14 protein-coding genes are annotated in these 20217 nt (G+C 72.4%); 10 read left to right on the top strand and 4 right to left on the bottom strand.

Translation table 11 applies throughout. The features are described from left to right. Positions 1–100: 100 nt before the first annotated feature. The 7 genes from QC283_RS33130 (at position 101) to QC283_RS33100 (ending at position 7444) form a co-directional block, all read left to right on the top strand. The gene (locus QC283_RS33130; protein ID WP_279565447.1) at positions 101–682 is read left to right on the top strand and encodes a hypothetical protein; all 582 of its coding nucleotides are present in this window, start codon (positions 101–103) and stop codon (positions 680–682) included. Next, a complete protein-coding gene (locus tag QC283_RS33125; protein WP_279565446.1) occupies positions 676–1344 on the top strand; it encodes a hypothetical protein in 669 nt (222 codons plus the stop codon). Before QC283_RS33130 ends, QC283_RS33125 begins: the two co-directional genes overlap by 7 nt. Beyond that, positions 1344–3083, top strand: a complete 1740-nt coding sequence (locus QC283_RS33120; protein WP_279565445.1) for a putative T7SS-secreted protein — start codon at positions 1344–1346, stop codon at positions 3081–3083. The genes QC283_RS33125 and QC283_RS33120 overlap by 1 nt, the downstream gene beginning before the upstream one ends. Further along, positions 3084–3404, top strand: a complete 321-nt coding sequence (locus QC283_RS33115; protein ID WP_279565444.1) for a YrhB domain-containing protein — start codon at positions 3084–3086, stop codon at positions 3402–3404. It begins immediately after the preceding gene. Next, positions 3391–4689, top strand: a complete 1299-nt coding sequence (locus tag QC283_RS33110) for a YrhB domain-containing protein (RefSeq protein ID WP_279565443.1) — start codon at positions 3391–3393, stop codon at positions 4687–4689. Before QC283_RS33115 ends, QC283_RS33110 begins: the two co-directional genes overlap by 14 nt. A gap of 153 nt (positions 4690–4842) precedes the next feature. After that, positions 4843–5790 carry a LysR family transcriptional regulator gene (locus QC283_RS33105; RefSeq protein ID WP_279565442.1) on the top strand — a complete coding sequence of 316 codons (948 nt, stop codon included), beginning with the start codon at positions 4843–4845 and terminating at the stop codon, positions 5788–5790. A gap of 280 nt (positions 5791–6070) precedes the next feature. Then, positions 6071–7444: a carbohydrate-binding protein gene (locus QC283_RS33100; protein WP_279565441.1), complete on the top strand. Its 1374-nt coding sequence runs from the start codon at positions 6071–6073 to the stop codon at positions 7442–7444. A 203-nt stretch (positions 7445–7647) separates the two neighbouring features. On the opposite strand, the gene QC283_RS33095 is transcribed toward QC283_RS33100, so the two are convergent. After that, a complete protein-coding gene (locus QC283_RS33095; protein ID WP_279565440.1) occupies positions 7648–8880 on the bottom strand; it encodes a hypothetical protein in 1233 nt (410 codons plus the stop codon). A gap of 603 nt (positions 8881–9483) precedes the next feature. On the opposite strand from QC283_RS33095, the gene QC283_RS33090 reads away from it, so the two are divergent. Continuing rightward, positions 9484–12336: an AfsR/SARP family transcriptional regulator gene (locus tag QC283_RS33090; protein WP_279565439.1), complete on the top strand. Its 2853-nt coding sequence runs from the start codon at positions 9484–9486 to the stop codon at positions 12334–12336. 399 nt (positions 12337–12735) lie between these two features. Here the strand turns inward: QC283_RS33090 and QC283_RS33085 are convergent, their stop codons facing one another. Both QC283_RS33085 and QC283_RS33080 read right to left on the bottom strand, forming a co-directional pair. Continuing rightward, entirely contained in the window at positions 12736–14007 is a 1272-nt protein-coding gene (locus QC283_RS33085; protein WP_279565438.1) for a trypsin-like serine protease, read from the bottom strand. A gap of 74 nt (positions 14008–14081) precedes the next feature. Further along, entirely contained in the window at positions 14082–14624 is a 543-nt protein-coding gene (locus tag QC283_RS33080; protein ID WP_279565437.1) for a hypothetical protein, read from the bottom strand. Positions 14625–15072: 448 nt separating this feature from the next. Here QC283_RS33080 and QC283_RS33075 point away from each other — a divergent pair, with 448 nt between their 5' ends. Next, on the top strand, positions 15073–18453 hold the full coding sequence (locus QC283_RS33075) for an ALF repeat-containing protein (RefSeq protein WP_279565436.1): 3381 nt from the start codon (positions 15073–15075) through the stop codon (positions 18451–18453). Positions 18454–18492: 39 nt separating this feature from the next. Further along, on the top strand, positions 18493–18891 hold the full coding sequence (locus tag QC283_RS33070; protein ID WP_279565435.1) for a nuclear transport factor 2 family protein: 399 nt from the start codon (positions 18493–18495) through the stop codon (positions 18889–18891). A 94-nt stretch (positions 18892–18985) separates the two neighbouring features. Here QC283_RS33070 and tuf read toward each other — a convergent pair whose 3' ends face one another. After that, a complete protein-coding gene (tuf, locus tag QC283_RS33065; RefSeq protein WP_279565434.1) occupies positions 18986–20179 on the bottom strand; it encodes an elongation factor Tu in 1194 nt (397 codons plus the stop codon). Between the last annotated feature and the right edge of the window lie 38 nt (positions 20180–20217).

Here is a 20217-nt window from a genome sequence, read left to right as displayed (position 1 = left end):
GTGCTCCGGCGGGAGTACCCGGCGTTGCGGTCGTGTGCGTAACATCGTCGCTCGAAAAGGCTGTTGACCAGCCGAAGCAGTTCAGTGTCAGGGTTGGGAAATGACGGACAACGGGGGTGGCGCCGGGGCGCCGGTACGGCGCTCCCGGCTCGCCGACTACGCGGAGATGACCCGGCTGCCCGAACCACCGGAGACAGCCCCGGAGCCGCCTGAGCCCGAGGCCGCCGAGGTGGTCGGCGTGGCCGAGGTGGGCGGGACAGCGAGCCCGGGAGAGCCGGACGAGGTCGTCGAACCGTCCGCCGAGGAAGTCGCGGCCCGGCGTCGTGAGTTCATCTCGCTGCTGGAAGCCTTCCGGGACACCGCGGTGCTGGTTCCGCTCCGGAGTGACGGGTGGCTCACCGCCGACTTCGGTGGCGTGCGCTGGATCCTTGCCTTCTCCGACGAGTCGGCGTTGGCCCGGTACGCGGTCGCTCGCGACGAGGCGCACCTGGAGTGGACGTACCAGACGGTGCTCGGGGCGAAGCTGCTGGACGTGGCGGTGCCCGCGGCCGGTGTGCCGTGCGGGGTGGCGCTGGACGCCGCCGACGGTACCGAGCACGCGGTGCTCCTGCCGCCGGTTTCGGGCGTGGTGCCCGACGCTTTCGCCGTGGATCGAGGACAACGAGGGAGTGAGACGTGGTGACCGGGGGCGGCAACGGGAAGGACCTGGCGGCGATCGGTCTCGGCGAGATCGCCAACGGACTGACTCTGGCACTGGACGAGTTGCGGGAACTGGGCATGGTCGGGGAGGCCGGTGCGGGCCGGGGCTTCGGCGACATCGGCCTGTCGGGGCTCGAACTGGGCGCGGAGGGGCTCACGAGCACCTTCGGCTCCTTCTGCGAGCGCTGGGAGTGGGGAGTGCGCTCGCTGATCTACGAAGGCAACGGGTTCGCGCTCAAGACTGGGCTGGCTGCCGGGACCTACTACGAGACCGACCAGTACGTGGAAGGCGCTCTGAAGGTCGGCGTGAACTCCCTGATGGGCAATCCGCACGCCTCCGAGGACGAGATCACCGGCAAGGACTGGGGCGAGGTCTGGTCGAACAACCCGGTCACCCAGATAAGAGACGCCGACTACAGCAAGGAGTCCTTCGAGCGGGCCTGGGAGAACAGCGCCCAGGGCTGGCGGGACGCGGGCCGGGACGTCATGACCTCCGAGAACCTGGTCGGCATGGGAGTGGGGCCCGAGAGCCTTCGCGAGCGCTCGGGGGTCTCGGAAGAGACGTGGGAACGGATGCTGGACGAGCAGTTCGGTCCCTCGCCCGAGGAACGTGCCCGCACGCAGGGCGGCGGAGGTGAGGGCTGATGGGCGTCCTCGACGACATCGGCAGTGGCCTGGGCAAGCTGGAGGACGGCGTCAACCACGGCCTGAACCTCCTCGAGGACGGTGTCGACGCCGGTAAGAAGATCGTCGGTGAAGGCATCGACTGGGGCACCGACCGGCTCGGCGAGGGGCTCGACAAGGTCGGCCTGGAGGGCGCCGCGGACACGGTGGAGGACTGGGGCGACGAGGTCGCCTCCGACCTCGGGGCCACCCCCGGTGAGCAGCAGCTCGGGCAGACCGAAGAGGCGAACGAGCTCCTGCACGGCAATCCGGAGAAGATCCGGAGCAGCGCGAAACACCTGAGGGACTTCTCGACCGCGTTCGACAAGGTCGGCACCGGCATGAAGAAGGTGGACTCCACCAGCTGGCGGGGGGAGGGCGGTGACACCTTCCGCGAGAAGTTCGGCGTCCACCCTGCGAAGTGGCTGCACGCGGCCGACGCCTGCGAGACGGCGGCGACAGCGCTGGACTCCTACGCGGGCACCGTCAAGTGGGCGCAGCAGCAGGCTCAGGAAGCGATCGAGCTGTACAGGCGGGGCAAGCGGGCCTCGGAAAAGGCCATCGAGGACTACAACAAGCAGGTCGACGCGTACAACGCCAAGCTCAAGGCGGACCAGGACCCCGGGCCGGTGCCGCAGCCGTTCCACGATCCCGGCAAGGAGACCATCAAGCAGGCACGGGACAAGCTCGCCCAGGCCCGCAAGCAGCGCAACTCAGCCGCCTCGGAGGCCGAAGGAAGCATCAAGAAGGCGCTGGAGCACGCCCCGGCGGAACCGCCGCCGCTGGACCGCATCGGCAACAACCTGGTCGACGGCTTCGTGGCGACCGGCGTGGAGCTCAACCACGTCGCGGGCGGCGTGATCAAGGGCACCGCCGGCCTGGTCAGCTTCGCCCGTGGCCTCAACCCCGCCGACCCCTACAACCTCACCCACCCCGCCGAGTACCTGCAGAACGTCTCGATGACGCTCTCCGGCCTGGTGTCCACCGCGGCTCACCCGGAGCGAGCGCTGAACGCCGCGGTGGAGGGCTTCAAGAAGGACCCCTCCGAGTTCATCGGCCGCCTCCTGCCCGAGCTGATCGGCACCAAGGGCGCCGGCCTGGCGCGGGGCGGGCTGCGCATGGCGGTGAAGGAGGGGGTGGAGACCGGTGCCGGGAAAGCCGCCTCCGGCACGAAGCTCGCCGACGACGTCGCCGGTGCGGCCCCCAAGGACTGGAGTGACCTTGCGCGGTCCACGGACCACGTCAAGGAAAAGGCTGTTCACGCCGAATCGGTAGACCCTAAAAAGGCTCAGGAATTCCTGGACGATCAGTTTCCGTGGCTCAAGGACGTCAACAATACCGGCATGCCCGGGTACACGGACAACTGCAGTCACAACGTCGTCACGGTGGACCGCAGAATGGACGACATCGACGTGAGCGCGGCCCCCAGGCAGGCTGGTGGGCATATTCCACCGGAGCAGCTCGGCGCGAAGGACCGGGTGGCAGGCCAGTACGACTGGGTGAACAGCTACGATGACGTCATCCGGGACCTTCAGGGACGAGGAGAGGGTTCGAGAAGCGTCGTCTACATCGCCCGCCCCAACGGCTCGGCGCACGTCTTCAATGCTGTGAATACACCAGACGGCGTTGTTTTTCTCGACGGGCAGAGCGGAACTCTGGGATTGCTGGAACAAAACGTCACACACATCGGCCACATTCCATATCGTGATGGAGTAAAGTAAATGGTGACCAAGGACGAGGCAGTTGCTGCCGCTGCCCACTTCGTAAAGACCGGACCCTACCAAGAGCAAGCCGACTCCGTCGTCATGCTTCCGGACACGGCGGTCGAATTCACATATGGCTGGACCGTGTGTTTCGACCTGAAAGAACATATCGAGACCGGCGACTTCACGAAGAAGCCGTTCAGCCCGGTCGTTGTCGTCCCCCACGACGGCACGGCCGCCCACATGGCGCCGACCTTCCCCGCGACCGAGCAGTACATGGAGATGCGCGCATCCGGCGATTGGCCTCCGACCAAGGGACACTCGCGTGCCGGGTCCTGATGGGCAAGCGGCGGCCTGGCTGAACGCCACCTACGGCGGACTGGTTCAGCTGGCCACACCCCACCCCGTGCACGAAACTCCCGCCGCCTGGCTGATGGCCTGCCGCCCCCTGCCGCAGCCCGGTTACCCGGAGACGCCGATGATCGCGGCCTCCGTCGTGGTGCCCAAGAACGGCGGTGCCCCCTTCCATCCCGCACCGAGCGCTCCGCTCGCCGACCTCGAGCCCGCCCCGCCCCAGGAGTCGGCCGACCGGGCGGAGAACCAGTCCCGCCGGATCAACACCCGGGGCTGTGTGATCGCCCTGCACTCCGCGATCAACGGCGCCCCGGCCGTGGCGCTGCCCTGGAAGCCCGCGGACGAGGCGCCCGGCTGGTTCGACCGGCTGACGCGCCGGTACTTCCCCGAGTTCACCAGGGTCCCCGTCGGCGGCTGGGACGACGTGGTGCGGGCGGTCGCGGAGACGGGGCCGGACACGCGGGGCGTGGTGTGGGTGCGGCGCGCCGTCGCGGGCCACGAGGCGATGGGCAACCTGCTGTACGCGCACAACAACAAGGGGCAAGTGGTCCTGCTGGACCCCCTGTCCTCGTCCCTCGCCCGGCTCGATGACCCGCTGGTCCGCGAGCTGGTGCTGCTGCGTGCCCAACCGGGGGCGCTCACACCACGACGTGCTCCGTGGGAGCGCCCGGCAACCGATTTCGCGTCCGCCGTCGACAAGGCCGACCGCTGGCTCCGGAACGCCTACCGCGGCCAGGTCGAACTGCACGCGCCGACGGCGCGGGACGAGACCACGCGCGGCTGGGTCTTCTCCTGCAACACCACCCGCTTCCTGCGGGGAGGCGACTGGGCGGACGCGATGCTCGACTCGACGGTGGTCGTGCCGAAGGACGAGGCCGCGCCGTTCGGTCTGCCCAACACCGATCCATGGACCTGGCTCGCCCGTTGGGACGCGGGTGCCGTACCGGGGACGGCGGGTCTTGAGCAGCCGCCGCCTCCGGGGCACGCCGCGTGGTTCGAGCCGACGCTCGCCGAACTCGGGCCCGTGCTGTCGGTGACCGAGCACCAGGACTGGGAGGCGGCGCTCGCGGCCGTCGACGCCCTGCCCGTCGCGGCGCGCGCGTTGGTCTGGGCCCGCCGCACGGACGGCAGGGGTCGCGAGGCCGTCGGCCGGCTGGTGAACGCGCTCCGCCTGGAGAAGGGCGTCATGGTGGTCGACGGTTCGTCGGACGAGCCCGTCTCCTTCGATCCGACCGGAGTCCACCGGCTTCATGTGATCCGTTACCGCTGACGGCGGCGGGCGACGGGCTACGGGCGGCGAGGCGAGGGCGAGGACCGGCGGAGCCACCGCGTGCCGGACGTGGTTCATGTTCACGACACAACTTGTGCCACAGGTCCGGACCAACCTCTTGCCCCCGCCCCTCCCCCGCCGCAAGCTCCCCTCATGGAGCTGGAGTTGCGGCATCTCAAGACGGTCCGGGCCATCGCCGACGCCGGCAGCCTCACCAGGGCGGCGACGGCGCTCGGCCTCGCACAGCCCGCGCTGAGCGCACAGCTCAAGCGGATCGAAAGGGCCCTGGGAGGCGCACTGTTCGTGCGGGGCAGACACGGGGTGCGGGCCACCGCGCTGGGCGAACTGGTACTGGAGCGCAGCCGGATCGTGCTGCCCGCGGTGACCGAGTTGCAGCAGGAGGCGGCCCGGTTCGCCCGGGCCCCGCGCACCGCCGAGCGGCTTCGGTTGGGCGGCACCCACGGGCCCCTGCTGGGGGCCTTGGTCGACCGGCTGGCGGGCGTGGCTCCGGACGCCCGGATGACGACCTGTACGTCCTGGTCGGAGAGGGAACTGGCCGAGCAGCTGGCGGAGGGACGGCTGGACTTCGCGCTCGCCGGGACCTGCGGATCCGCCTCCCCGCCCGGCGCCGCAGGGCTGGTCTGGCGGGAGGTCGCCGTCGACCCGGTGTTCGTGATGATGCCCGCCGGTCACCCGCTCGCCCGGCGGACCGAGGTGGACCTGACCGAGCTGGCGGACGAGGAGTGGGCCTGCGTACCCGGTGACGGCTGCTTCGGCGACTGCTTCACCGCGTCCTGCGCCCGCGCCGGGTTCACCCCGCGCCGCGTGTACGAGACGGACACCGCGTCCCTGGTCCACCTGGTGCAGGTGGGGCGGGCGGTCGGGCTGTGCCGGGCGACCTTCCCGACCACCCCCGGCATCGTCACCCGGCCGCTCACCGGCACCCCGCTGGCCTGGCGGCACCTCCTCGGCTGGCACGCGGTGACGCAACGCCAGGACACCGCCGCGACCGTGCTCGCGCAGGCCCGCATGGCGCACGCGGGGGTGGCGGCGAGCAGTGACAGCTACACGGAGTGGATGGCTGCGCACCGGGTTCCGTGACAGAACAGGGGGCACGGAGGACGCAGCGGCGAGGGGCGCACCACCGGGCTTCGCGGCAGGGCGCACGCCAGGCTTCGCGACAGGGCCCGCCGGGTCCGCGACGCCGACCGTGGGCCTGGTCCTGGGCCTGGTCCTGGGCCTGGGCCTGGCCTTCCATAACGCCGGGGAGAGGGTCAGCCGACGTCTTATGGCCGCCGGTTGTCCCTCCCTACGGTTTCGGCACCTCCCCACCGGGACCCACCGGTCCCCGCCGGGCCCACCGAGACCGAGGAGATCCCCCATGCCCCACCGATACCGACACAGCAGAGCCATGGGTGCCGCCGTCGCGGCGACGGCCGCCCTGCTCGTGGCCGGGCTCAGCGGCTCCGCGAGCGCCGGGACGGCTCCCGCCGGCTCCGCACCCACCGCGGCCGAGACCCTCCGCACCGACGCCGCGCCCGTCGCCCTCCTCAGCGCCATGCAGCGCGACCTCGGCCTCGACCGGCAGCAGGCCGAGCGCCGCCTCGTCAACGAGGCCGAGGCGGGCGCCACGGCGGCCCGGCTCCGCGCCGCGCTCGGCGGTGACTACGCGGGCGCGTGGCTGCGGGGCGCCGAGTCCGGCACGCTGACCGTGGCGACGACCGACGCGGACGACGTCGCGGCGATCGAGGCGGCGGGCGCCGCGGCCACCGTCGTACGGCACTCGCTCGCCGACCTGGACGCGGCCAAGTCCCGGCTGGACCGGGCCGCCACCGGCCGGGACACCACCGACGCGCCGGTCCGGTACGTCGACGTACGGACGAACACGGTCACCGTGCAGGCCGTACGGCCGTCCGCGGCCCACGCCCTCCTCGACGCGGCCGGTGTCGACGCCGGACTCGCCCGGGTCGAGAAGACCGCCGAAAGGCCCCGTCCGCTCTACGACCTGCGGGGCGGCGAGGCGTACTACATCAACAACAGCGGACGCTGCTCGATCGGTTTCCCGGTCACCAAGGGCACCCAGCAGGGCTTCGCCACCGCCGGTCACTGCGGGCGGACCGGGGCGAGCACGAGCGGCGCCAACCGGGTGGCCCAGGGCACCTTCCAGGGCTCGATCTTCCCCGGCCGTGACATGGCCTGGGTGGCCACCAACTCCAGCTGGACGGCGACCCCGTACGTCAGCGGCGCCGGCGGCCAGAACGTCCAGGTCACCGGGTCCACCCAGGCCCCGGTCGGCGCGTCCGTGTGCCGTTCCGGTTCCACCACCGGCTGGCACTGCGGCACCGTCCAGCAGCACAACACCAGCGTGACCTACCCCGAGGGCACCATCAGCGGCGTCACCCGCACCACGGTGTGCGCCGAGCCCGGCGACTCGGGCGGCTCGTACATCTCCGGCAGCCAGGCGCAGGGCGTCACCTCGGGCGGCTCGGGCGACTGCCGCAGCGGTGGTACGACGTTCTTCCAGCCGATCAACCCGCTGCTGCAGAACTACGGCCTCACCCTGAAGACGACCGGCGACGGCGGCGAGGACCCGGGTGAGCCGGAAGAGCCCGGCGGCACCTGGGCGGCCGGCACCGTCTACCAGCCGGGCGACACGGTGACGTACGGCGGCGCGACCTACCGCTGCCTCCAGGGCCACCAGGCGCAGCAGGGCTGGCAGCCGCCGAACGTACCGGCGCTGTGGCAGCGCGTGTGAGCAGCTGACCACCGCACGGGGGACGACCGACGAGGGACGGCCCACGGGGGTGACTCGCGGGGGTGACTCGCGGGGGGTGACTCGCGGGGGACAGCCCACGGGGGGTGGCTCACGGGGGACGGCCCGCAGAGGCTGACTCACGGGGGACGGCGGGGGCGGGTCCGGGTGCGCTGAGGGAGAGCGCCCGGGGCCGCCCCCGTCGGTCATGTGCGGCTGACCCGCCCGCAACCTTGCGAGTCGGACTCCGTGAGGGGCCGGCTGCGGTCGTACGGGTCCGTCGCGGGGCCGGTGGCCGGCTCACCGCCGGGGCCGTCACCGGCGAAGCCGGGGTGCAGGTAGCCGTCGTGGACGCCGCAACTGGTGTTGTCATGCTCGGTGAAGTACTTCTCCAGCAGGAGCTTGCCCTCGGTCACGTCCCACCTGGCCGGGTCGTTCAGCGTCAGAGTGAGCGCGCGGCGCACGATCGTGCGCGCCACCTCCCCGTCGTCCCCGTCCTTTCGCACCAGCGGGTAGACGAAGGTGTAGTCCGCGTTCACCTTCACCACGCCCGGCTCCCCGGCGGCCAGGGTCATGTGGCCGCGGACCTTGACCACGTCGCCGGCCAGACGGGTCTCGTCCGGGTCGAAGCGGGTGAAGAGCAGGAGCGGGTCGTGCTCCTCGTCCGGTGCGCTCAGCGACCGGCGCAGCTCCGGCAGCAGCTCCGGTTGCTTCGGGTCGAGGACGGCCAGCGCCTTGTCCGGCCGCTCCCCGCGCAGTACGCCGGGGTCGAGGTTGGCGGCGACCAGCAGTTCCTTGGTACGGCGCAGCGCGAACGCCACGTCGTCCGCGCTCACGCCGGACAGTGCCTTCGCCTCCGGCACCTCGATGGCATCGGCACCCTCGGCCCACCGCTCGGCCGGCGAGCCGCGGAAGGGGTGCTCGCGCGTGGCCTGCCCGAACCGGGCGGGGTCGCCGGGAGCGCCGGTCGGCAGCGCGGTCTCGGCCGCCAACGGCTTCTCGGGGCCGCCGTCCCCGCCGGGCAGCCGGTCCAGGACCAGAGAGGGCCGTACGGCGACGACCGCGAGCGCCGCCAGCACCACCACGCCGACGATCGCGCCCGAACGACGCCGACGGGAGCCGCCCCCGTTTCCCTCCTGCCACGCCGGGCCCGTACGCCAACCCGGCGGGGTGCTGTGCGGCGCCCCCTGCACCCCCCGCGCCTTCCGGTTCCGGCCCGGCCCTCGGCCACCACGGCCGCCACCCGCCTCCGCGCGCCGCGCCGCCTCGTCCTGCTCCCGCAACCGCCGGGCCACCATCCGCGCCCGCGCGGACGGCTCCTTGGGCGTGGAGGTGCCCCCGCCCTCGGCGGCTTCCCGCAGGAACGACTCCAGCTGCTCGTCGGACAGGGAGGAGGCCGGGTCGTCGTCGGAACGGTCGGGAGGCGGAACGGTACTCACGGACTCACTTTCCGAGCGGCGGGCAAGTCGATTTCGACGGTCAATCATGCCGCTGTGTGAGGGAGAAGTGCGGTGTCATGAGGGAGCTGTGACGAAACCGCTGCCCCTGCGAAGCCCCGTGATCCGACACAGCCGCCGAGCCGGCCGGATCAGGCCCGCACTGCCGTGGGCGACGATCGGCGCGGTCGTGGCCGCCCACGCGTTCCTCGCGGCACTCGCCTCGGTCACTCCCGCAACCCTGGCTCCGCGCCGCGGCCCGCACCGCAGGACGGCGATAGCATGTGCAACCAGATTCGACCACCCCGGGCGGGCAGCCCTCCGGCCGACAGCTTCCCGCCCCGGGAGCGCCACGCACGTACCCCCGGATTCACCGCGACGGCGGATAAAACAGGCCGCGGCGAGTTAACACCCGGAAAACTTCGACCGACCATCAAGTTCCGCACCGGAATTCGGTGACCACAAGCCGGATCACCCCTCGAACACCAGCCATAACCGGGTTATCGTTCAAACGACCGAATCCGTGCTGACGTGCGAGGAAAGGGCTGGAAGAGCCGAACGGGCGGCACGTGTGCGGCATGGCATGGACGATATCGGGGGGAGATCATGGCCGAGGAATCAGCAAAGGCGGAACCAGGAAGAGAACACCCCGCCTTCACACTTCTCGGGCCACTGCAGGTGCACGGACCCGATGGTCCGCTGCACGTTCCGCCGGGACGACAGGAGATCATCCTCGCCGGGTTGCTCCTGCGCGCCAACCAGGTGGTCGGCACGGAGCACTTGGTGGATCTCATCTGGGGGGATGATCCACCGAAGACAGCTCGTACACAAGTGCAAATATGCATTTCCCGTCTCCGGAAGCTCCTCGACCGGGCCGCCCGCCCCGCGGCCATCGCCACCCGGCCCCCCGGCTACGTCCTCACCACCGAGCCCGGCAACGTGGACGCCGCGCTGTTCACCGACCTCGTGGGCCGCGCCAGACAACTCGGCCGGCAGGCCCGGCGGGAGGAGGCCGTGGGCTTACTGCGTACCGCCGCGGCCCTCTGGCAGGGCGACTGCCTGAGCGGCCTCGGCAACCACCGCCTGGCCAACAGAACCCGCCACCTGGACGAGGAGCGGCTGACCGCCACGGAGCTCCGCATCCAGCTGGAGCTGGAACTGGACCGGCACGAACAACTGGCGGGCGAGCTGGAGATGCTCGTCGGCGAGCATCCGCTGCGGGAGAAACTGCGCGGGCAGCTGATGACCGCCCTGTACCGGTCCGGAAGGCGGGCGGAGGCCCTGAGAACCTACCGCCTGGGCCGGGACCTACTGGTCCGGGAACTGGGGCTGGAGCCCGGACCGGAGCTCCGGGAGCTGGAGGCGGCGATCCTGGCCGACCGCCTCTCCCCCGACGCCGCGATCGGCTCCCCCACGAGGAGCACCGAGGCACCCGCGCCGCGGCCGACGGCCGACGAGCAGGCGCCGGCCACCGCCACACCCCCGTCCGGACCTGTCCTCGTCGTCCCACGCCAGCTGCCCGCGGACATACCCGACTTCGTCGCCGAACCCGGCCTGCCGGCCGCGCTGGAGAAGATCCTGACCGGAGGCGGGGACCCGGAAGGCGGCGGGCCCGTCGTGATCACCGGGAAGCCGGGCACCGGCAAGTCGTCCCTGGCCGTGCGGGTGGCCCACCGACTGGCCGCGGCGGACTTCCCCGACGGCCAGCTCTACTGCGACCTGCGCGGCACCACCGGCTCCCCCGCGACCCCCGCGGAGGTGCTCGGCCGGTTCCTGAGAGCGCTCGGCATACCCGGCCAGATGATCCCCAAGTCGCCGCACGAGCGGGCCGAGATGTACCGCACGCGGCTCGCCTCCCGCCGCATCCTGGTGGTACTGGACGACGCGGCGGGCGAGGGACAGGTCCTGCCGCTGCTGCCCGGCAGCGGCGACTGCGGAGTCATCGTCACCAGTCGGTCCAGGCTGACCGCGCTCCCCGGCGTGCACCGGGTGGAACTCGACGTCCTCGACGAGGACCGGGCCCTGGAACTGCTCGCCCGTATCGTGGGCCGGCAGCGGGTGGAACGGGAACGGCCCGCGGCCGAGGCACTGATCCGCACGGTGGGACGGCTCCCCCTGGCCCTGCGCATAGTCGCGGCCCGGCTGGCCGCCCGCCCCCACTGGACACTGGCCTCGATGGTCTGCCGGCTGGCCGACGAACGGCACCGGCTCGACGAGCTGACCCACGGCGAACTGACCGTGCGGGCCAGCCTGTCGCTGACCTACGACGGACTCGGGGAGAAGGAACGGCGGCTGCTGCGCCTGCTCAGCATGGCCCGGACCCCCACACTCCCCGGCTGGCTGGCCGGTGCGCTCGCCGACGACCACCGCCCGTTCCTCCCGGACCTCCTCGACCCCCTGGTCGGCGCCCAGATGCTGGACGTCGTCGGGGTGGAGAGCTCCGGTGACTTCCGCTACCGGTTCCACGAGGTCATCCACGTCTACGCCCGGGAGCGGCTCGCCGCCCAGGAAAGCGCGGAACTGCGCGGCGCGGCACTGGCCCGGATGGCCGGCGGCTGGATGTACCTGGCCCAGGAGGCGCACCGCCGGGTGTACGGCGGCGACTTCACGGTGCTGCACGGCGATGCCCCCCGCTGGTGCCCGCCCCAGCCGTACGTGGAGCGGCTGCTGACCGATCCACTGGCCTGGCTGGACGGGGAACAGACCGCCCTGTGCCGGATGGTGGGCCACGCGGCGGACGAGGGACTGCACGACCTGAGCTGGGACCTGGCCACCACCCTGGTCACCCTGTTCGAGGTGCGCGGCCACTACGACCTGTGGGAGCGGACCCATCTGCGGGCGCTGGAAGCCGTGAGCCGGGCGGAGAACCTGCGCGGCATCGCCGCCGTGCGCGCATCCCTGGGATCGCTGTACATGCGCCAAAACCAGGCCGCTCCCGCCCGGCAGGCCCTGGAGTCGGCGCTCAGCCTCTTCCTGACGCTGGACGAGCCCAGAGGGAAGGGCCTGTGCCGCCGGGACCTGGCGCTCATGGCCCGGCGGGAGGGCGACCACGCCACGGCCGGCGCGCTGTACGCCCAGGCCATGGAGGACTTCACAGCGAGCGGCGACGCGGTGGGACGAGCCGGCGTCCTCACCCAGAGCACCCATGTCCTGCTGCACCAGGGCCGCAAGGACGCCGCCCAGCGGCAGCTGGAGGAGGCGTTCCGCATCTACGAGTCCCTCCGTTACACCGGCGGGCAGGCGCGGACGCTGCGCCGGTCGGGACAGGTCCTGCTGGAGCAGGGCGAACCCGAGCGGGCGCTGATCGCCCTCACCGAGGCACTGGAGTTCTGCCGTGGCTCCGGCGACGTCATCGGGGTGGGACACCTGCTGCACGACCTGGGCCACGCCTTCACCGCCCTCGGCCGGACCGGGTTGGCGCGGGAACACTACGAGCAGGCCCTGGCGGCCCGGGAGTAGGTCATGGACCTGAGCGGCAGCGCCCTGCTCCGGCCGGACCGCGGGGGCCGTCCGGCGTCCTCCGCGTTCAGTCCCAGGGGTCGTTGAGTCCCCGGCCCCTCACAAGCACGCGGCGCCCCGCCCGAGGGGCCGCCTCGCCTGCGGCGTGACCCACCGGGGCGGGGAGCCCGGTACGTGCGTGACGTGCGGTGCTGTTCCGGGACATGATGTCTCCTGGGCGCGGGCTGGATCCGTCGCGGTGCGCTCCACACGCTAGGAACAGCGGGATTCCCCGAACCGCCCCCGTCCTTATCACCGCGCTATCCCGGGCGCCGGCCGCCTGCCCGGTCCCCGTCACTGTGGACCGGACCGTGCGGCACCCCGAACGCCCGCCGGCGTCCGGGGTGCACCGTACGGAGGTCAGCCCAGCGGCAGCGGAGCCGGCGCCGCCGGGGCCGAACCCACGACCTTGAAGTTGTCGGCGTGCGTCAGCGTGAAGCGCTCCCAGCCACCGGTGACACCGGCCGAGCGGGCGCGCAACTGCCCCGCGTCCTCCCCGGTGTAGCTCGCCTCGGTCGCGACGTACTTACCGTTCGCCCGCGACTGGAGGGCGTACTTCTGGTCTCCCTGGGGCACCAGCGTGAACAGCTCCCATCCTCCGGTGACGGACTCGCTGCGGGCACGCAGCATCCCCTCCAGGTCACCGGTCCGGTTGAGCTCGGTGGCGACGAAGAGACGGCTGGCCTCCGACCGCAGGGCCACGGACGCCCCGTCGTCACGGGTGTGGAGGGTGAACTGCTCCCAGCCCGCCACCGTGTCGGCGCGTGCCCGCAGCCTGCCCTGGTTCTCACCGGTGGTGGTCACCGCGGCGGACACGTACGTGTCGTTCGCCTGCGCCTTCAGCGACCAGCGGGCCACCCGGGCTCCGATCCAGCCCGTGATGTCGTCCAGCCGAGTGCTGACGGCGTCGGTGCTGGTGACGCTCTCGTCCACGCCGAAGCAGCCGCCCTGCGCGGACCGGCTGTTGATCGCGACGAGTTCGACGCCCTGACCGGTCTCGCGCAGCACCGGGCCGCCGGCGTCACCGGCGCACACCGAGCCGCCGTCCTGGCCGGTGATGCCGACCTCGGTGGCGGCGACCGACTCGACGTCGAAGTCACCGGCGTGCAGGCTCAGGGGCGCCCACTCGTCGGCGGTACGGCCGTAGCCGGTGACCCGGAGCTCCTCCCCCGCGACGGGCTCCGCGGAGGCGAGGGAGACGGGGGTGACCGTGGTGACCTGCGAGGAGAGCTTGGCGAGGACCAGATCACGGTCCGGGTGGGGGACGAGTTCGACGACGTCTCGGACCTGCCCTCCCGTCCCGGTCAGGTCGGCACGGCCGATGGTGGCGGTGGTGGCCAGGTCGGGCGCGCCGGCCGGCACCCGCAGGCTCACGGCCGGGTCGTCGGCGAAGCAGCTGGCGGCGGTCAGCAGCCACTGCTTCTCGACCAGGGTGGCGGAACACGCACGGGCGCCGTCGCCGATGTCGAGGCGGGCGGTGAACGCGTAGGGGGTCTCGCCGGCGGGAAGCGGAGGAAGGTCGGGGAGCTCGGTGACGGGACGCCAGCCGCCCGCGTTCGCGGGGGCGGTGAGCGTGCCGACGGTGAGGACGGCGGTCAGCAGGCCGAGGAGAGCGGGTCTGATACGTCGCATTCGGTTTCCTTGGGCGGGAACCGCCGGGGCAGGCCCGGCAGGAGGACTGGAGGGGGACAGGGCGGCGCCGGCGGTCACCGGGAGGTCCGGATCTCCACGAGCGTGTGGGGGCCGCTCTCCGGGTCGGCGGTCTCGCCGACGGGGGTCCAGGTGTTCTCGGTGATGTCGAAGGTGCGTTCCTCGCCGTCGACGGCCATGTCGACCTGGGCCTGGTAGTCGTTGCCCCGTACGCCGTACACGGCGGGCATCTCCAGGGCGAGGTAGCCCTCGTCACCGGTGACGCGGAAGCAGAACGGGGCGCTGTGATCGGTCGCCCAGACCTGCAGCGGATTGTCACCGGAGTCGCAGTCGACGAGGACGATGTGGCCGTCGCCGCGCTTGAGCAGGATGCCCCGCTCCTGAAGGATCCGGTCGGCCTGCGGGTAGTCGAACGTCTCCACGGCGTAGCCCGGGACCTCGTCCGCCACCGGGGCGGCGACGGCGCCGCCGTCCTGGCCGACGGCGGACCCCACGGCGAGGAAACCGGCGACGGCCGCCGCCAGGGCGGTGACACCGATCACCCGCCGCACTCCTCCGCCGGCCCCCTGGCGCTTCGTGAGCAGTCTCTTCACGGACATTCCTTCTCCATCCTGATGCGGAAAGGCCGGTGGTGGCCCGCGGTTGCCCGGCCACGGGTCCGGAAACAGCCCGGACCCCGCTGGTGCCGCACATTCATCAACAGGTCGCTATCCACCGGGCGATCACGCCGCCAACTCCCCTCTTTCACCTGCGCGTGCGGGATTCCGCGATCCGGCCGGCCGGCCATGTCCGTGACAGCGGCGGAATAGCGCCGGAGCCGGTCCCGTGAAGGGCCCGCCTCCTAGCTTGCGGGGCGACGAGACGCCTGCACCGGCGGGGCGGGGAGGAAGCAGCCGACGCCGAAGGAGCCCGAACGACGTCTGCCACCGGCCCCCTGAAGTCGGCTCGGCGACCGTTCCGGCCCCGCGGCGCGCGTCCCTTCCGGTTCCGCGGTGCACGGCTCCGTACGCAGTCAGGTGCCCCGACCGAGGAGTGGGTCAGCGAGCCATGAGCACGAACCTGTGGAACCGAAGAAGATTCCTGCAGACCTTGATGGCCGGCACCGCCGGCGCGGTGGTCTATCAGTCACTGGGCCCCGCCTCCGCGCGCGCCTACGCCACCGACGCGCCGGGAAGCGTCCTTCCCGACACGGACCGGGCCAGAGCGGTGGAGGCCTGGCAGACCGGCGGCACGGCGATCCGTGAGGCCGCGGCGGCGGCGCTGGTCGGTTCGGACGCGGACGTACGTCAGTTCCTGGACGTGGAGCTGCCCCGCCGGAAGGCCGAGGACCACCGGATGGCGGTGCTCCGGTTCATGACCGTGGCCGGGGCCTCCGTACGGGCGGCCGCGAACACGGCCCTGTCCGGCACCGACGCCGATGTCGAGGCCTTCATGACATCGGGATACCGGACGCCCCAGGCCGAGGACCTGCGGATCGCCACGCTCACCGCCATGGACAACGGCGGCGCGGCGGCGAAGCGGGCGGGGCAGGCGGCGATGGACGCCGGCACCGCCGAGGCGCTGGAGACCTTCCTGACCACGGGCCTGGAGACCGCCCGGGCCGAGGACGACCGTATGGAAGCCCTGCAGATCATGGCGCAGGGCGGTCCCGAGGTGCGGACCTACGCGACCCGGGCGCTCGACGGCGACGCCGAGGACGTGCGCTGGTTCCTGGAGACCGGTCAGCACATCGCCCGTGCACGCGACCAGGAGTCCCTCACCATCACCCAGCTGGTGCAGGCCGTGGAGACGGCGGGCAGGCGCGCCAAGCGGGAGACCGACGAGGCGGTGGAGGCGTCCGAGCGGGCGAAGGCCGCCGCGGCCGCCGCCAAGGCCGCCGCCCAGACGGCCGCCCGGGAGGCCCAGGCAGCCCAGGGCGATGCCCGGCAGGCCGGTGCGGCCGCGGGCCGGGCGGCCAAGGCGGCCCAGGGCGCCGCCGCCGCGGCGCGTACCGCGATCGTCGCCTCCAACACGGCGGTGGCGGCGTCCCACCGCGCCGCGGAGGCGGCCCAGTCCGCCGCCGCCGCGGCCGCTGTCGCGGGCCGTGCCGCCGCGGGCGCCTACAACGCGGCGATCGCCGCGTCCAAGGACGCCTCGAAGGCGAAGGCTGCCCGGACCGCGGCCGAGGGCGCCCGCAACGCGGCGGCCGGTGCCCGCAAGTCCGCGGTCGCCGCGAACGCCGCCGCGGCCGCTTGCGCACAGTCCAAGCTGGCCGGTGCCGCCGCGGCCTCCGCCGCGCAGAACGCCGCGGCCGCCGCGTCGGCCGCCGCCACCGCCGCCGCCGCGTCCGGCGTGGCGAGCCACCAGGCGCAGCGGGCCCGGGCCGCTGCGGCCGAGGCCAACGCGGCCGCCGCGCGGGCCACGGCTGCCGCCGGGCGCGCCGAGCGCCTCGCGTCCACCGCCGCCACCGCCGCCCAGCAGGCGAGGGACGCCGCCAACCGGGCGGCGGAACACGCGGAGAAGGCCGCGGCCGCGGCCGACGAGGCCGCCGACCACGCCGGCGAGGCCCTGGACTACGCGAACAAGTCCACCGCGCACGCCAACGCCGCGGTGGAGGCCGCGGGCGAGGCCTCCACGGCCGTCGCGCGCGCCCAGGAGGTCGAGCGGCTGGCCCGCGAGGCGGAGGCCGACTTCATCGCCGGCGACATGGAGACCGGCATGGCGGACGCCCGTCTGGTCGCCGAGTCCGAGGCGGCGTACGTACAGGACTGGGAGCGGCTCGCCACCCAGGGCGGGGCGATGCGGGAGGACAGCGCCGGTCACCTCGACCAGGCGGCGGCGGCGCTCGCCGCCGGCCGGCAGACGGCGGCCGTGGACCACGGGCGCCGGGCGGCGGTCGGCCTGCTCGGGGCCACCGGCACCTGGTCCCGCGACGCCGCCGCGTTCGCGCTCTCCGGCAGCGACGCGGACGTCCTGGCCTGGCTCGACGCCGACCGGGAGCTGGCACAGGACCAGGACGACCGCGACTCGGTGCTCTACACGGCGCGGATCGGTCCCTCCGCGTTCGGCGAGGCGGCCCAGGCCGTCCTCGCCCAGGACGACCCGGCGGCGGTGCGCAGGTTCCTCACCGAGGACGCCCACCAGGTACTCCTGGAGGACTACCGGGTGCGGGCCCTGCGGCTCCTGAACGGCAGCGGCCCCTCCGTGACCGCCGCCGCTTCCGCCGCCCTCGACGTCGGGACCGCACAGGCCCTGCGGGACTTCCTCTACGACGGATACCGCCTGGCCCAGATGGAGGACGACCGGGTCGCCACCCTGGCCGTCATCGCGAAGGGCGGCGCGTACACCCGGGCGGCCGCCCAGGTCGCGATGGACGGCTCGGCCGGCATGCGCCGCAGCTTCGTCCAGGAGGTGCAGTACCGGGCGGCGCAGGTCGACCACGACGCCGCCACCCACGTCGCCGCGATCCGCGCGGCCATCGCCCACGCGGCGAGCGTCGCGGCCAAGGCGCAGGAGAACGCCGCACTGGCGAGCAAGACGGCGGCCGAGGCACGGGAGGCCGCTGACGAGGCCGCCCAGTGGGCGGACCGGGCCCGCACCTCCGCCACGGAGGCGGCCAACCACGCCCAGCAGGCCAAGGACGACGCGGACGCCGCGGACCGGTCCGCGGCACAGGCCGCCGCCTCCGCCCGGAAGGCGCTGGAGGCCGCGGCCACCGCCCGGCGCGCCGCCCGCAGCGCGAACCACTCGGCCAACTCGGCCGTCGCCTCCGCCCGGCAGGCCGCCGCGTCGGCACAGAGCGCCCAGCGGTCCGCGACCGTCGCCCGCGCCGCCAAGCTGCAGGCCGAGCAGGACGCCGCCGCGGCGGCCGCCGCGGCCACCGAGGCCAGGCAGATCGAGAGCAGTCTGCGCCGCAAGGAACAGGCCGCCGCCGCCCGTGCGGCGGCCGAGGAGGCCCGCCGCCGCGAGGGGGCGGGAACCGACCCGACGAACACCCCGGACAACGACCGGGCCGACGTTCCGGGAAGCAGCAAGGAGGACTGGGCCGGCCACGCCGACGAACTCCAGCGCTACTCGCAGTACCTGGGCCTGGCCGCAGGCGGCCTGGGCCTGGCGGCGGCCGGCGCGGCGCTCATCCCGGGCGGCCAGCCCGTGGCGGCCTTCCTCGGTGCCACCGCCATGGGGCTGCAGGTCGCCAGCCTCACGCTCGACGTGGTCGCACTGGGCATGACCGCGTATGCCGAAGGCATCACCAGCAAGGAATTCTGGATGGACGCCGGCATGACCGCGGTCAACGTCTTCGGAGGGGTCAGGTTCCTCAATGCCTTCGGAGGCCTCGCGGCCACCGGAGAGGGCGTCCTGAAGGCGGGAGCCAGCGCGGTGGGAGAAGTGGCGTCCACGACGTTCGGCTTCTTCGAGGACGAGGTGACGGACTTCTTCGGCTTCTAGGAACGGCGTCACCCGGCAGTCGCGGACGCAGGAAGCTCCATGGACGACCGCATTCCCGTACCGCCCGAACCGCTCCGGCCGAGCAGCCTGGTCATGGCGGTCGGGGCCGAACACGTACGGCTGATGTACCACTTCCTCGACCGGGGCGACCTCGATGCCTGCGCGTCCCTGCTGGACGAGCAGGTGAGGTTCGATTCCCCCGGCAAGGCGGCCGTGCACGGGCGGACGGCCGTGGACCGGGTACGCCGTGAACTCCTCGGCGACGGCCTCCCGCACCACATCGAGCGACTCGTGGTGCGGGGGGCACGCGTCGTCGCGGTGGGCCGGCTCGCCCCCGCGGGCCGGCCGGAGCCGGTGCACTTCGTGGACGTCCTCACGCTCTCCCCGCACGCGATGGTGCGCGGTTGCACCCGCTACTACCGCGCACCACCGCGGTGAGCCGGACGGCACACGACAGAGGGCCCGCACGACCGAAGTCGTGCGGGCCCTCTCAGGCGCTCGCGGAAGGAGCTACCAGGTCAGATCAGCAAGCTTACTTGTTGATCTTCGTGACCTGGCCGGCGCCCACGGTCCGGCCACCCTCGCGGATGGCGAACTTCAGGCCCTCTTCCATGGCGACGGGCTGGATGAGCTCCACCTTCATCTCGGTGTTGTCACCCGGCATGACCATCTCGGTGCCCTCGGGGAGGGTCACGACGCCGGTCACGTCCGTCGTACGGAAGTAGAACTGCGGACGGTAGTTGTTGAAGAAGGGGGTGTGACGGCCACCCTCGTCCTTCGACAGGATGTAGGCCTGGGCCTCGAACTCGGTGTGCGGCGTGACCGAACCCGGCTTGATGATGACCTGGCCGCGCTCGACGTCCTCGCGCTTGATGCCACGGAGGAGCAGACCGACGTTCTCACCGGCCTGGCCCTCGTCGAGCAGCTTGCGGAACATCTCGATGCCGGTGACCGTGGTGGTGGTCTTCTCGGTCTTGATGCCGATGATGTCGACGGTCTCGTTGACCTTGAGGACACCACGCTCGATGCGGCCGGTGACGACCGTACCGCGACCGGTGATGGTGAAGACGTCCTCGATCGGCATCAGGAACGGCTTGTCGACGTCACGCTCGGGCTCCGGGATGGCCTCGTCCACGGCCTTCATGAGCTCGAGGACCGAGTTGCCCCACTCCTTGTCGCCCTCGAGGGCCTTCAGAGCGGAGACCTTGACGACCGGCAGGTCGTCGCCCGGGAACTCGTACTCGGAGAGGAGCTCACGCACCTCGAGCTCGACGAGCTCCAGGATCTCCTCGTCGTCCACCATGTCGGCCTTGTTCAGGGCGACGACGATGTACGGAACGCCGACCTGGCGGGCCAGGAGCACGTGCTCCTTGGTCTGCGGCATCGGGCCGTCGGTGGCGGCGACCACGAGGATGGCGCCGTCCATCTGCGCGGCACCCGTGATCATGTTCTTGATGTAGTCCGCGTGACCGGGGCAGTCGACGTGGGCGTAGTGACGCGTCTCCGTCTGGTACTCGACGTGCGCGATGGAGATGGTGATACCGCGCTGGCGCTCCTCGGGCGCCTTGTCGATCATGTCGAAGGCCGAGGCCTCGTTGATGTCCGGGTACGCGTCGTGCAGCACCTTGGTAATGGCGGCCGTGAGGGTCGTCTTACCGTGGTCGATGTGACCGATGGTGCCGATGTTGACGTGCGGCTTAGTCCGCTCGAACTTCGCCTTCGCCACTGGGGTCCTCCTGTGGAGTGGTTCTGTACGCCTTACTC

This window comes from Streptomyces sp. DH41 (assembly GCF_029813785.1).
Taxonomy (GTDB): domain Bacteria; phylum Actinomycetota; class Actinomycetes; order Streptomycetales; family Streptomycetaceae; genus Streptomyces.
Note: the sequence above shows the minus strand (reverse complement) of the source record. Positions and strands in the feature narration are given on the sequence as shown.